The sequence below is a fragment of the Micromonospora sp. WMMD1155 genome (assembly GCF_029581275.1).
Lineage (GTDB): Bacteria > Actinomycetota > Actinomycetes > Mycobacteriales > Micromonosporaceae > Micromonospora.
Genome location: NZ_CP120742.1, coordinates 866,348 through 879,455, shown reverse-complemented (window position 1 = coordinate 879,455; position 13,108 = coordinate 866,348). Strand labels below are relative to the sequence as shown.

Annotated in this window: 14 protein-coding genes and 1 tRNA gene; 8 read left to right on the top strand and 7 right to left on the bottom strand. The window is 72.0% G+C overall.

The window, feature by feature from the left end:
* Positions 1-92 precede the first annotated feature (92 nt).
* Positions 93-728: an SGNH/GDSL hydrolase family protein gene (locus O7617_RS03750; RefSeq protein WP_282261524.1), complete on the top strand. Its 636-nt coding sequence runs from the start codon at positions 93-95 to the stop codon at positions 726-728.
* 58 nt (positions 729-786) lie between these two features.
* On the opposite strand, the gene O7617_RS03745 is transcribed toward O7617_RS03750, so the two are convergent.
* Positions 787-1,941, bottom strand: a complete 1,155-nt coding sequence (locus O7617_RS03745) for a sigma-E factor regulatory protein RseB domain-containing protein (RefSeq protein WP_282261523.1) — start codon at positions 1,939-1,941, stop codon at positions 787-789.
* A gap of 95 nt (positions 1,942-2,036) precedes the next feature.
* On the opposite strand from O7617_RS03745, the gene O7617_RS03740 reads away from it, so the two are divergent.
* Together O7617_RS03740 and O7617_RS03735 are read left to right on the top strand one after the other, a co-directional pair.
* The gene (locus O7617_RS03740; RefSeq protein ID WP_282261521.1) at positions 2,037-2,693 is read left to right on the top strand and encodes a response regulator transcription factor; all 657 of its coding nucleotides are present in this window, start codon (positions 2,037-2,039) and stop codon (positions 2,691-2,693) included.
* 68 nt (positions 2,694-2,761) lie between these two features.
* Positions 2,762-4,129, top strand: a complete 1,368-nt coding sequence (locus O7617_RS03735; protein ID WP_348774185.1) for a HAMP domain-containing sensor histidine kinase — start codon at positions 2,762-2,764, stop codon at positions 4,127-4,129.
* A 48-nt stretch (positions 4,130-4,177) separates the two neighbouring features.
* Here O7617_RS03735 and O7617_RS03730 read toward each other — a convergent pair whose 3' ends face one another.
* Together O7617_RS03730 and O7617_RS03725 are read right to left on the bottom strand one after the other, a co-directional pair.
* The gene (locus O7617_RS03730) at positions 4,178-5,746 is read right to left on the bottom strand and encodes a tetratricopeptide repeat protein (protein ID WP_282261518.1); all 1,569 of its coding nucleotides are present in this window, start codon (positions 5,744-5,746) and stop codon (positions 4,178-4,180) included.
* A 57-nt stretch (positions 5,747-5,803) separates the two neighbouring features.
* Positions 5,804-6,265 (bottom strand): MarR family transcriptional regulator, encoded by a 462-nt coding sequence (locus O7617_RS03725; RefSeq protein ID WP_282261517.1) that lies wholly within the window; start codon positions 6,263-6,265, stop codon positions 5,804-5,806.
* 49 nt (positions 6,266-6,314) lie between these two features.
* Here O7617_RS03725 and O7617_RS03720 point away from each other — a divergent pair, with 49 nt between their 5' ends.
* Complete coding sequence (locus O7617_RS03720; protein WP_282261515.1) at positions 6,315-6,836, top strand: VOC family protein; 522 nt, start codon at positions 6,315-6,317, stop codon at positions 6,834-6,836.
* A gap of 25 nt (positions 6,837-6,861) precedes the next feature.
* On the top strand, positions 6,862-7,743 hold the full coding sequence (locus O7617_RS03715) for a hypothetical protein (RefSeq protein ID WP_282261513.1): 882 nt from the start codon (positions 6,862-6,864) through the stop codon (positions 7,741-7,743).
* Positions 7,744-7,809: 66 nt separating this feature from the next.
* On the opposite strand, the gene O7617_RS03710 is transcribed toward O7617_RS03715, so the two are convergent.
* The 3 genes from O7617_RS03710 to O7617_RS03700 all read right to left on the bottom strand — a co-directional run bounded on the left by O7617_RS03710 (position 7,810) and on the right by O7617_RS03700 (position 9,566).
* Entirely contained in the window at positions 7,810-7,989 is a 180-nt protein-coding gene (locus O7617_RS03710) for a DUF4236 domain-containing protein (protein WP_088990736.1), read from the bottom strand.
* 133 nt (positions 7,990-8,122) lie between these two features.
* Positions 8,123-8,578, bottom strand: a complete 456-nt coding sequence (locus tag O7617_RS03705; protein ID WP_030333674.1) for an Rrf2 family transcriptional regulator — start codon at positions 8,576-8,578, stop codon at positions 8,123-8,125.
* A gap of 7 nt (positions 8,579-8,585) precedes the next feature.
* Positions 8,586-9,566, bottom strand: a complete 981-nt coding sequence (locus tag O7617_RS03700; protein WP_282261510.1) for an AraC family transcriptional regulator — start codon at positions 9,564-9,566, stop codon at positions 8,586-8,588.
* Positions 9,567-9,769: 203 nt separating this feature from the next.
* On the opposite strand from O7617_RS03700, the gene O7617_RS03695 reads away from it, so the two are divergent.
* Positions 9,770-10,546, top strand: a complete 777-nt coding sequence (locus O7617_RS03695) for a glucose 1-dehydrogenase (protein WP_282261509.1) — start codon at positions 9,770-9,772, stop codon at positions 10,544-10,546.
* Between the two features lie 117 nt (positions 10,547-10,663).
* Here the strand turns inward: O7617_RS03695 and O7617_RS03690 are convergent, their stop codons facing one another.
* Positions 10,664-11,095: an SsgA family sporulation/cell division regulator gene (locus tag O7617_RS03690; protein ID WP_007457244.1), complete on the bottom strand. Its 432-nt coding sequence runs from the start codon at positions 11,093-11,095 to the stop codon at positions 10,664-10,666.
* A gap of 273 nt (positions 11,096-11,368) precedes the next feature.
* On the opposite strand from O7617_RS03690, the gene O7617_RS03685 reads away from it, so the two are divergent.
* Positions 11,369-11,947 (top strand): TIGR02611 family protein, encoded by a 579-nt coding sequence (locus O7617_RS03685; RefSeq protein WP_282261508.1) that lies wholly within the window; start codon positions 11,369-11,371, stop codon positions 11,945-11,947.
* A 50-nt stretch (positions 11,948-11,997) separates the two neighbouring features.
* Positions 11,998-12,069: transfer RNA gene (locus tag O7617_RS03680), tRNA-Val, on the top strand.
* Positions 12,070-13,108: the final 1,039 nt, after the last annotated feature.

The window sequence follows — 13,108 nt, the reverse complement described above, 5'->3', positions numbered from 1 at the left end:
TTTGTGCCCTCGAACTGTTGAAGATAGCGCGTCCCGCCGGTGCGCACCAAGCCGGTCGGGTCGGCGCGCCGGTGAACGCGAGGTGGCGGCGGATGATCCTGCGGACCGGCCAACGGGTGGTCTTCATCGGCGACAGCATCACCGATTGCGGTCGGCGTGACATCGCCGCGCCCTACGGAAGCGGCTATGTCAGCCTCGTACGCGCCCTGGTCGACGCCCGGCACCCCGAGTTGCGGCTGGAATGGGTCAACCGGGGTGTGAACGGCGACACCGTACGGGACCTGGCCGCCCGCTGGGAGGCCGACGCCATCGCCGAGCGCCCGGACTGGCTCGCGGTGCTGATCGGCATCAACGACATCTGGCGGCGCTACATCGACCGACCGGACCAGGCCGTTCCCATCGACGAGTACGAGCGCACGCTGCGCGATCTGCTGCGTCGGGCGGTGACCGAGACCGGCTGTCGACTGATCCTGGGCGACCCGTTCCTCATCGAGGCCGACCGCGCCGACCCGCAGCGCGCCGACACCGACCGGTACGCGGCCGTGGTGGCGGGGCTGGCCGCCGAGTTCGACGCGGTGCACGTGGCCAACCAGGCCGCTTTCGACCGGGTGTTGGCGGTGAGCCCGGCGAAACGGTGGGCCGACGACCGCGTACACCCGCACCTGCCCGGCCACGCGGTCCTCGCCGACGCCTACCTCGACGCCCTCGGCGCGAACACCGCCTCCTGACCCGGGCAGCGAAACGCCGGGCCGACCGTCAGGCCGACCCGGCGTCGACACCGCGGGATCAGCCGCGGGCGGCCTCGTACAGCCGCTCCGGGGTGACCGCTCCGGCGAGCACCCGGCCGTCGTCGGTCAGCAGCACGCTGAACAGCCTGCTGGTGAGGAGTCGGCCGCTGCCCCAGTCCCCGTCGACGGCGGCCAGCCCGCCGAGGAACTTCGACACGTCCACGTCCGGCACGGAGCCGGCGGCCGGCGTCGCCGGGGCCTTTCCGTCCGCGAGCGGCCCGTCGAGGCGGGCGACCAGGACCGTCGTCCAGCCGGAGCCCACCGCGCGGACCTTCGGGTCACCCGCCGATTCGGCATGACCGGGCTTACCGGCCGTCGGCGGTCCGTCATGACCGTGCTTACCGGCCGTCGGCGGCTCGGCCTTCTCCTCGGTGACGGTCACACCGGGCGGAGGGTTGAAGGTGAACTGGTCGGCGTCCGGGCGGCGGTAGTCGACCTCGGTGAACGCCACCTCGAACGCCGGCCGGTCACTGCCCTTCGCGAGCACCTCGAAACGCAGCGGCACGTGCCGTTCGGCGTCGATGGCGATCCGCAGTTGGTGCACGAGCGAGGCCCGGTCGCGCGGCTGGAGCACCAGCTCGTACGCGTCCTGACCGGCGACGGTCGCCGACCGGCCGACGCTGACCTCGGTGCTCGGGTCGACCGCGCCCAACGCCAGGTCGGCGGCCTGCTGCGGGGTGGCCGGGAGGTTCGCCGCCGCCTCCGGAGCCGGCTTTCCAGCCCCGACGTCTCCGCTCAGGGTGCGGTGGGTGGCGGTGTTGGTGCGGCTCTGCCACGTCCACAGGTCCCGGCCGTTGCGGATCACGTCCTGCTCGCCCAGGGTGTCCAGCAGCGCGACCCGCTGCCGGTCCGGGCCGGAATACCAGACCCGCAGCGTGTGCGTGCCGGTCAGCATGGTGGTCAGCTCGTTGCCGGGGACCAGGCCGACGAGGGGCGGTAGGCCGAGGTCGGCGCGCTGCACGACGGTCCCGGACAACCCCTCCAGCCGGGAGGTCTGCAGGTCGACAAGGAGTTGGGCCGCGGTGCGTGGTGGCAGGCTCGGCTCGGCCTCGGCGGCGAACGTGCCGACGGCCGCGCCACCGCCGATCACGGCGACGGCGGCGGTGGCCGGGACCAGCCAACGAAGGACGGGACGGCTCCTCAGGACGGACATGGTGACACCTCCTGTACACATCCTGCCTGTTTGGTCCTGTGAGCGCGCTGAGGAAGCCGGACCGTCACGATTGACCCGGGTGGCACCCTTGAGTGGTGCGTTTGCTGGTGGTGGAGGACGAGGCCCGGTTGGCGGCTGCCCTGCAACGTGGCCTTCAGGCCGAGGGGTTCGCGGTGGACGTGGCGGGGACCGGCCCGGCCGGCCTGGACGCGGCCCGGCACGGCGGGTACGACGCGATGATCCTCGACGTGATGTTGCCCGGCCTCTCCGGCTACGAACTGGTCCGGCGGCTGCGGACGGAGCAGCACTGGCTGCCGGTGCTGATGCTCTCGGCCAAGGACGGCGAGTACGACCAGGCCGACGGCCTCGACTGCGGCGCCGACGACTACCTGACCAAACCCTTCTCGTACGTGGTGCTGCTGGCCCGGTTGCGGGCGCTCCTGCGCCGGGGCGCGCCGGAACGCCCGACGGTGCTGGCGGTCGGTGACCTGCGACTGGACCCGGCCCGCCGGCAGGTGACCCGGGCCGACGCCGAGGTGGTCCTGACCGGGCGGGAGTTCGCGTTGCTGGACTACCTGATGCGCCGCCCCGGCCAGGTCGTGTCCAAGACCGAGTTGCTGGATCACGTCTGGGACGCGAGTGTGGAGACCGCGCCGAACGCCGTCGAGGTCTACATCGGCTACCTGCGTCGCAAGCTCGGCCGCGACCGGCTGGAGACGATCCGGGGTGCCGGCTACCGGCTGGCCACGTGACCGGCCCGGCGGGTGTCCGCCGTTTCGGAAGCGGCCGGATTCCGGTGCTCGGGTTGCGGGCCCGGCTGCTGGCGATCGGAGTGCTCGGCCTCACGGTCGGCCTCGCCCTGGGTGGGGTGGTGGTGCTCGGCGCGCTCGGTTTCGTGCTCCAGCGAACCGTCGACACCGAGGCGTTCCGGACCGCCGACGCGGTCGCCCTGCTCGCCGCCGAGGACGCGTTGCCCGACCCGCTGCCGGTGGCCGGTGGTCAGGTGCGCGTCCAGGTCGTCGACGCGCAGGGGCGGATCAGGGCCGCCTCGATCGACGCCGACCGGCTGGTGCCGATGGTCCGCCCGGAGGGCCTGGACCACGACCGTCGGCAGCGACTGGAGGTGCCGGCGGAGCGGGTCGGGCTGGCCGGCCCGGTCCGGGTGGTTACCGTACCCGTCGACACGGCGGCGGGTCCGCTCACCGTGCTGGTCGCCCGTTCGATGGCCGACGTGCGGCACAGCACCCACGTGGTCCGGGCCATCCTGCTGGTGGCGTTCCCGCTGCTGGTGGCGGTGCTGGCCGTGGTGGCGTGGCGGGTGGTCGGCGCGACGCTGCGGCCCGTCGAGGCGCTGCGCCGGGGCGCGGAGGAGATCACCGGGCGGGCTGGTGCCGGCCGGTTGCCGGTGCCCGCGTCCGCCGACGAGATCCACCGGTTGGCGGTCACCCTCAACGGCATGCTGGACCGGTTGGAATCGGCCCGGGTCCGCCAGCGGGCATTCGTCTCCGACGCCGCACACGAGTTGCGCAGCCCGCTGACCAACATCCGGACCGAGTTGGAGGTGGCCGAGCGCCTCGCCGACCGGACGGACTGGGCGGCGGTGACCGGCAACCTGCTCGCCGACACCGATCGGTTGAGCCGGCTGGTCGACGACCTCCTGCTGCTGGCCCGCCTGGACGAAGCGCCACCGAGCCGAGGGGTCGGCCCGGTGGAGTTGGGCGCGCTGCTGACCGAGGTCGCTGACCGCTACCCGTCGCCGCCGGTGCGGGTGGTGCCACCGCCGGGCCCGTTGTGGACGACCGGCAACGCCGACGAGCTGCGTCGTGTGCTGGCCAACCTGGTCGACAACGCGATGCGGCACGCCGACAGCGCCGTCGTGCTCGCGACCTCGACGGCGGGGCCCGTGGTCGGGCCTGACGCTGGGGCGTACCACCTGGTGACGGTGACCGACGACGGCCCGGGGATCCCGGTCGCGGACCGGGAGCGGGTCTTCGATCGGTTCACCCGGCTGGACGACGGACGGGCCCGCGACGACGGGGGCGCCGGCCTGGGGTTGGCCATCGTCCGGGAGTTGGTGCGACGGGCGGGCGGCAGCATCGCCCTCACCGACGCGCCCGAGCGGCGCGGGCTGCGAGTGTGCCTGCTGCTGCCGACGTCCTCGGCCGAGGGCAGCCGGCCGCCGAAGTGAGGTCGGCAGGGCGCGCCGGCGGCCCGCGGTGGCGGTCGGAGGTGGCGCTCAGCGGCGGCGGGTGCAGACCTGCTCGGAGCTGGCGACGGTGTCGGTGGACCAGACGACCGCGACGGTGAAGCAGTAGTCGTTGGTGCGGTTGAGCGCGTAGACCACGTAGTTGGTGGTGCCGGCGGGCAGGGTCGCGAAGACGTTGCGGTCCTGGCCGGTGCGGCCACCCGCGATGACCACCGGGCCCTCGCTGCCGGCGGGGTAGGTCCAGTTCAGGGTGATGCTGTCCCGGGTGTCGCGCAACGTCACCGCGCCGGGCGGGCTGCCCAGCGGTGCCGCGGCGGCGCCCGACGTGGGCGGGGCGCCGGTCGGGGTGGGCGCGGTGCCGGCCGGTGCGGCGGTGGTGGGGGAGGCGGTCGTCGTCGGCGGGGTCGGTTCGTCGTCGCCCCCGCCGACCCGGGCCACCCCGGCGATCACCGCGGCGGCGCCGAGCAACACCACGACCACACCGGCCACCAGGACCGGTACCAGTCGGTTGCGCTGCGGGGACGGCGCCCGGTGCACCGGCACCGGCAGCAGACGCGACGGCGTGTACGGCTCGAGCGGCGCGTACGGGTCGGCCGGGCGGCGTAGCCGGTACACCCCGGACTGCTCCTCCGTGCCGCCGGCCAGCCCGACCACCGACGGGGGCACCGGAGCGTCGGTGGGGTACGGCGTCGGCTCGCTCGCCGGCTCCGGTGGCCACCCCGCCGACCCGACGGCTTCGTCGGCCGGCGCTCGGGGATTCGGAACCGTCCCACCCGCCGCCGTCGCGGTGTGGTGCGGTGGAGGCGTCGGTGGGTGATAGCCGGACTCGGTCGGGCCGTTGGCGTGCGGTGGGACGCGGGCGGCCGGCACGACCGGAGTGTCCTGGGCGGTGGGCGGGTTGTCCGCGCAGGCGTGGTCGGGATTGGCCGCCGCCCGGGCCAGGGTCGCCACCTGCGCCGCCAGCGGGTCGTCGGCGGGCAGGTGTTGCCGGCACAGCTCACGGGCCAGCGCCAGGTTGTCGTGTGCCTCGGCGAACTGCCCGCAGTCGCGCTGCATCGCCCCGAGCCGCGCCAGCATCTTGATGCCGCTGGGGTGCCCGTCGCCGTACACCTCGCGGTGCAGCTCCCAGGCGTCCTGGAGCCGGTCCCGGGCCACCGTGCACTGACCGCGCGCGTACTCGACAGTGGCCAGGTCGGCGTGTGCGGCCAGCACCCGCAGGGACTCCGGCCCGTCCTGCGCGGTCAGTTCGATGATGACTTCCTGGTAGAGCCGGGCGGCCCGGGAATGGCTGCCGACCCGGTGCAGCACCGCCGCCAGGGTCGCCGCGGCGGCCACCGTGCGCGGGTCGGAGCGGCCGTGCAGCCGGGTGGTCGCCGCGTACGCGAAGGCGGCCCATCCTCTGGCCGAATGCGGCTCACCGAGGGCGACGAGCACCCGTGCCTGGAGGCTGGCCGCCTCGGCCAGCTCGGTGGTGGCGTTGGCCGGGCGCGGGTCGGCGTCGGTGAGCGCGTCGGAGAGGAGCCGCTGCGCGCCGGCCAGATCGCCGGCCGACACGAGGTCGTGCGCCTGATCAGTCAGTTCACCGAAGCCGGAAGACACGCCCCATCGTGCTCATTCGGCGACGGTAAGTACAAGACCCGCGCCGGTGTCGATTGGTCAGGATCCGGTCAGGTGCTCGGCCAATGTCTCGCTGATCCGCCGCAGTTGGTCGACCTGGGCGGGGCTCAACGCGTCGAACAGGTGTCGGCGTACCCCCTCGACATGGCCGGGGGCGGCGGCCGCGAGGGTGGCGAAACCCTCGTCGGTGAGCAGCGCGATCTGCCCGCGTCGGTCGGTGGGGCAGTCCTCCCGACGCACCCAGCCGGCGGTTTCCAGTCGGGCCACGGCGTGCGAGAGCCGACTGCGCGACGACCCTGCGGCGTGGGCCAACTCGCTCATCCGTAGCTGGCGGCCGGGCGCTTCGGAGAGCCGGACCAGGATCTCGTAGTACGCGTGCGGCATGCCCGCGTCGCGTTGCAGCTCGCGGTCGAGCGTGTCCATCAGCGCCCGCGACGCGGTGAGGTACGCGCGCCACGTGCGCTGCTCGTCAGGGTCCAGCCAGCGCGTCATGACCGTCATCATATCCCATGTAGTTGAACGCTCAACAAAACCGCGTTAGCATCGAGTCATGGGTATTCACCGGCTCAACCACGCGGTCCTCTACGTGAGTGACCTCGCCCGCAGCGTCGCGTTCTACCGTGACGTGCTGGGCTTCAGCCTGGTGGCGATGACCCCGGACGGCTTCCGCGGCGCCACCTTCCTCCAGGCACCCGACTCCACCAACGACCACGACCTCGGCCTGTTCGAGATCGGCGCCGCCGCCGGGCGGTCCACCGCCGGGCGGTCCACCGTCGGCCTCTACCACCTGGCCTGGGAGGTGGACACCCTCGACGAGCTGGCCGCCACCGCCGAGCGGCTCGCCGCCGCCGGCGCGCTGGTCGGCACCTCGGATCACGGCACGACCAAGAGCCTCTACGGGCAGGACCCGGACGGCCTGGAGTTCGAGATCGTCTGGTTGGTGCCCGCCGACCTGCTCGACGACAGCGCCCTGGCCGCCCGCAAGCAGATCGGTCGGCTCGACCTCAACGCCGAGCGGCAGCGCTACGGCGGGCAGACCCGCGGTGGAGTGGGGATCTCCGTCCCGGTCTGAGGTGGCCGTACGGTAGAACGGACCGATGGCTACCGACCGGACCACCGACTTCCTCCGCGAGCTGCTGGTCCGCCAGTTGACGACCTGGCTGCCCGCGGCCCTGCGCCGCTCCCGGCGGGCCACCATCGCGCTCGCGGGCACGGACGCGGGCAGCGCGGAGGCGGCGCTGCGCCTGGTCGCCGCCCACGGCGACCAGGTGCGCGGCCGACAGGTGACAGTGCTGGTGTTGGCCGACAGCGCTGCCCTGCCGGCCCGACTCGGCCCGATCGAGGCGGAGTTGCCCGCCGAGGTCACCGTGCACCTGTTGTCCGGCGACCCCTACCGGCTTCCGGTCGCGGTGAAGGCCGCCGGGGCAGCCGGCGCCCCACTGTTCTCCTTCGTGGACCTTCCCGGCGCGGTGACGCCGAAGCTGCTCGCCGCCGCGACCAACGGTCGTACCGGGGAGGTGCTGCTGCGTACCGGTGACAGCGCCCGTGACGTGCTCACCGCGGCCGGTTTCCCCCTGGTCGCCGAGGTGGCACCGGTGCTGCCGGACGGCGAGGCCGCCGGAGTGATCGCTTTCGGCAGCCGCTCGGACCGGAGCCTGGAGGCGGTCCGGGACGCGCTCTGGGCGGTCGGCGCGGACGTCGACGTGCGCTACCGCGACCCGCAGGACCCGACGGGCGTCGCGGTCGACGTGGTCGACGATCCCGACCTCGAACCGCTGGCGCGTGAGTTGCTGGCCGAGCTGCACCGGGGCGGCTCCCGGTCGGTCGCCGACCTCCGTCGGCACACTCTCACCGCGACCGTCTACCGTGCCGCCGACGCCAACCGGGCGCTCACCGGCCTGCTCGACTCCGGTGACGTGCGCCGTGACCGCGAGGGCGGCAGGCTGGCCGGTGACGAGATCATCGCGCTGGCTGGTTGAGCGCGGCTCAGACGCCGAGCGGGGTGCCGGTGGAAGCCACCGGCACCCCGCTCGACTCCCGGGAGGCTACGACCGGGCCTTGTCCTGCTTCCAGGACAGCGGACCGGGCAGGTCGACTCGGTGCGCCCGCGCCTTGGAGTTCCAGGACCAGCGCCCGATCTTGATGCTCCACGAGGAGAAGCCGTTCTCGGTGAAGTTCAGGATGATCGGTCCGTACTTCTTCCGCTTACGAAACATGAGGCCCATCGGAGGTCTCCCCTCGTCACCGTTCCCTGCCGTGTCGAGATCGAACATTCCCGACCCGGCGACTTTTGAAACCCTCTCGCCGTCCGTGGTGGACGGTGCCGACGTGGCCTTCACGATCCGTGACGCGCGACGGTCAGCGGGGCTCCCACGCATCTGGCAGAGCGGTGAGCTTGCGGACGTGGGCGGGCAGCCGACCGCTGACGATCTCGGCGAGGCTCACCTCGTCGACGACCCGCCGCACCGCGGCACGCACCGCCACCCACAGGCCGGGCAGGTTCTCCGCCGAACCCTCGTAGCGGGTTTCCTCGGGGCGCAGCCCGCGTACCCCGGCCAGCGGGCCCTCCACCGCGCGCAGCACCGCGCCGACTGTCACCTCGCGTGGCGGGCGCGCGAGGGTGTAACCGCCCTCGGCGCCGCGCTGGGCGCGCACGATGCCGGCCCGGCGCAGGTCCGCCAGGACCGCCTCCAGGAACTTGCGGGGCATGTCCTGCTCCGCCGCGATGGCCTGCGTGGACAGCAGCGAGGGGTACGCGGTGGCGAGGCTCAGCGCTGCCCGTACCGCGTAGTCGCCGCGCGCGGAGATCTGCACAGTGCCATCATGCCCGGCCGGGGTCGCCCGTCGGCGCGCCGGGCGACCCGGGTCGCGTGGCGTGGCCACCGTTCGGCGTCCCGACCGCGCGGAATCTGCCGCTGTTGACACTGGTGGGCTCGGCCGGTGGGCGGGGCCGGACCACCCGGGCGGCCGGTTGGTCCCGGGCGGCGCGGAACGCGCCCGGACTGACCCCGACCTCGCGGGTGAAGAAGCGGCCGAAGTTCGTGGGTTCGGAGAAACCCAGGTGGCGGCCGATCTGCGCGATCGGCTGGTCGGTCGCGGCGAGGAGTCGGCCGGCCTGCAACGCGACCCGCTCATCGATGACCTGCTTGGCGCTGCGACCGGTGACGGCCAGGCAGGCCCGGGTGAGGGTCCGCACCGAGCAGCGGAGATTCGCGGCGTAGTCCTCGACCCGTCGGGTGTGCGGGTAGCCGTGCTCCACCTCCCGGCGGAACCGGTGGAACGTCTCGTCCTCGGGTCGCGGCGTCGACCGGTCGGGGTTCGCCAGGGCCAGCCGCAGCAGCAGCACCGCCAGTTGGTGGCGGAGCAGGGCGCAGGCGGTGAGACTGTCGGGGTGCCGTCGGCAGTCCACGCTCAGCTGGCTAACCTCGGTGATCACCGCGTCCTCGTCCTCGCCGGCCAACTGCCGCCAGGTCACCGGTGTGTCCAGCTCGACGCCGAAACCGCGCAGCGCCTCGGGTTCCCAGGCGACCACTGTCGCGTCGAACTGCCGGCCGGCGCAGCGCAGCACCTGCCCGGCGCGGACCCGCAGCAGCGTGCCGGGCCGACAGGGCAGCGGGTGGAAGTCGAGTTCCGCGTCGCCGTGCCCACGCGTGGTGAGGATCAGCAACTCCCGTTCGACGATCACCGGCCGACGCCAGCCCGGGGAACCGGAGAGGTCGGCCAGCGCGAACGTGGCAATCTCGTCGGGCACGGGTGACGCCGTTCCGATCGGTGACACGGGGGAGGGATCGGTGGAGACCATCGCCTGCGACGGTAGCCCGAACCGCAGGTCACCGCATCCCGGTCGGCCCGCCGGTCAGGATCAGCGCGCCGGCACGGGCTTGTCGTGATCCCGCGACCGGGCTACGTTACCCGGCGGTAGCGCCGTTCGGTCCGCGGTCCGCCCGGCGCACCGTCGGCCGGCCGACCGGCTGACGGCCCCCGCCGACTCGCGATGGGATGGGCATGACTCAACTGTTCTCGGTCGAAGGCAAGACGGTCCTGGTCACCGGCGGGTCGCGGGGGATCGGTCTGATGATCGCCCAGGGCTTCGTCCGCGCCGGTGCGCACGTGATCATCTCGTCTCGCAAGGCCGACGTCTGCGCGGCGGTCGCTGAGGAACTCTCCGCCGAGGGGCGCTGCGAGGCCATCCCCGCCGACCTGAGCGACGACACCGGCGCCGAGACCCTCGCGGCCGCCGTGCGCGAGCGCTTCGACCGGCTCGACGTGCTGGTCAACAACGCGGGCGCGACCTGGGGTGCGCCGCTGGAGAACTATCCGGGGGCCGCGTTCGACAAGCTCTGGGCGGTCAACGTCAAGGCCGTGTTCCGGCTCACCACCGCGCTGTTGCCGTCGCTACGCGCCGCCGCCGGCGCCGACGACCCGGCCCGCGTCATCAACATCGGGTCGATCGACGGCATCCGGGTGCCGTTCATGGAGGTGTACGCGTACTCGGCCACCAAGGCCGCCGTGCACATGCTCACCCGCAGCCTCGCCCACCAACTCGCCGGCGACCAGATCACCGTCAACGCGATCGCGCCCGGCCCGTTCGAGAGCAAGATGATGGCGTTCGCGCTGGACGACCCGGCCAGCCGGGCCGCCATCGAGCAGCAGGTTCCGCTGGCCCGCATCGGTCGTCCCGAGGACATGGCCGGCACCGCCATCTACCTCGCGTCGCGCGCCGGCGCTTACCTCACCGGCGCGGTCATCCCCGTGGACGGGGGCATCACCACGCACGGCTGAGCACCGGCCGACCCGGGTGAGGCTGTCCGCGTACCCCCGGGCCCGGGTGTGCCGGGGCCGCGCGGACTCGGCAGATCCGCGCGGCCCCGGGTTGGCCGGTGTTGCTCTTTCAGGCGGTCAGCGACCGGCGAGCAGCCGGTTCACCGCCGTGTCGACGTCCAGGTGCTCGGCCTCCCGGCCGCGCGGGACGACGACGTACGTCCGTCGAAGGAATCGCACCAGGACGCTGCGCGGCACCTCGAAGAGGGCGTTGCCGTCCGGTGACGAGAGGGCCAGCGCGACGAAATCGCCGCGCGGTGTGGCCCAGGGCCAGACCCGCACGTCCCCGATGCCGGCCGGTTCGTCCAGGCCGGTGACCAGAAGTTCGCGAGCGAACGACCAACTCACCGCCTCGCCCCCGGCCGATTCGGCATGGAACAGGACATGGACCGCATACGGGTCAGCAGGGTCGTAACGCAGACTGGCACGCACCGGCAAGGCGGTGGCGTCAGGCGCGACGAGCCTTAGCGACGTCTCGACCTCTACGGTCGTCGGTCGGATGACACTCATGGACGTTCTCCCCCCGGCACCGCTGCGGAACGCGCGTGTCCCGCTTTTCCCATACTCAGGTGCTACTCCTGGCTACGCTCCGCCATACGCTGACTTCACCCAGTGGTGGGAAGGGGGACGGAAAGGCCGCGTGAATGTGAGGATTCATGTAGGATTTCCGGTTCTGCCCAGTGCGTGATCCCGCCCGGCATCGGGTGGCTCAGTCGTCGACTTACTCCGGTAACGTCCAGTCGGGCATTGCAGTGACGGGCCCGAGCGACACTGGGGGGTGAAATGGTGGCGAAGCGATCCTCAGTGGATCCGGCGCCAGCGCCCGGCCCGCCGAACGTCGCGGTCCGAGTAGCCGAAAAGCGGGGGTACGAAGTGCCGATGGAACAGCCCGAACGGGCCGATCGGTCGGGCCGCGATGCCGGTCGTGCCGGTGGCGTCCTCGTCGTCGCGGACCCACCGCGCCGCCCACGCTGGCGTGAGCGGATCTCGATGACCCTCGACCTCATCCGAGCCAACCCCACCGGCCGCATCGCACTCAAGATCTTCATCTCGATCGCCGGGGCGCTCGTGGTGACCATCGGCATCGCCCTCATCCCACTACCCGGGCCGGGCTGGCTGCTGGTCATCGCCGGGCTGGGCATTTGGGCCGTCGAATACCACTGGGCGCGCAGGCTGCTCGGCTTCACCCGCCGCCATGTCCACGGATGGACGCAGTGGGTGACGCGACAGTCACTGGCGGTCCGAATCGTGCTCGGCTCCGTCGGCCTCGTCTTCGTCGCCACCGTGGTCTGGCTGTCCCTCAAGTACAGCCTCGGCATCGACGTGATCGCCGAGGCGATGCACTACCTCGCGACGCACTGACCCCGGATTTCCGGTCCGGTTCCACGATCGGGTAGAGTCAGTGTCGCTGAGGGCGATTAGCTCAGTGGGAGAGCGCTTCGTTCACACCGAAGAGGTCGCTGGTTCGATACCAGCATCGCCCACTCTCAGTTTGTGCAGGTCAGAAGCCCGTTGCCGGAGTCGCCGGTAACGGGCTTCGTTGCATGAGCGGCTTACATGGGGAGCAGATTGGGAGCAGGGCGGTTGGTTCTGGGTTTCGGACCGCCATAGGCCGCCCGGCTGAGTGGCCTGATTCGCGTCCCGAGCGGGGGCTGTCAGCTGGTCGAGGACTTGGAGCTACCGCTACCGGAACCCGTGTGACGAGAGGATGCCCCGAGCTATGGCTCACGGCCTGGCTGATGGCTGTCGGTCCGGTGGTCCGCCCACTCGCCGGTCCACATTGCGAGGTCGTTTACCAGATCTTCGCCTGTTCGGCGCTGTGGCTGCGGCGACGTACTGCCATGAGACGACACCCGTGAGATGGACCCGGACGATTCGTGACGATCGAAGAACCTCCCGGCCACGTTAAGGCCTAGGTTCGCCACCATGTCCGACCTGCGCTCGCGACCGCGTTCGCGGTCTTCAGCGTCCAGGATTCGGCATACCCTGTCCTTCGGCGTCGAGGATGCCGGCCGCTGCTGGTTCTTGGGGAAGGCCACCGGCTTCAGGCGCGGCGTTCGCTGATCCGGGCCACGCGAGTTTCACACCGCGGTCCAGCACCCGGCGATCATCCGCCCCGTGCAGGTTCTCGATGGTCCGGACGAGCCAGTGCTGGTCTACCCCTGGCACGCCGGCACAAATCTCAACCACGCCACCACGCACGGCTCGGACCGAGCCGCATTTGCCCGGTTCCAGCACAACCTTGACAGTCGGCAGATGTGCTCGTCGACCTGGACGAGTATGCGCCACGCCCCTCACCCTCGACGCTGACCGCCTGCCCTGATCCTGCCGCCACAAGGCCGCTGAAAAGTTCGTCCGTGGTGTCGTTATCGACCAGCTGACCAACGTGTACACCCTCGGCCGCATCATCCAGCACTTGCTCGATCCCCTCAGGGCTGGCGAGGCTCCTCGGTCCAAAGTCGGCTCGCGACCCACACCACTTGACCGCGCCCGAAGATCGGTACCCCGAGGTGACGACGTTGG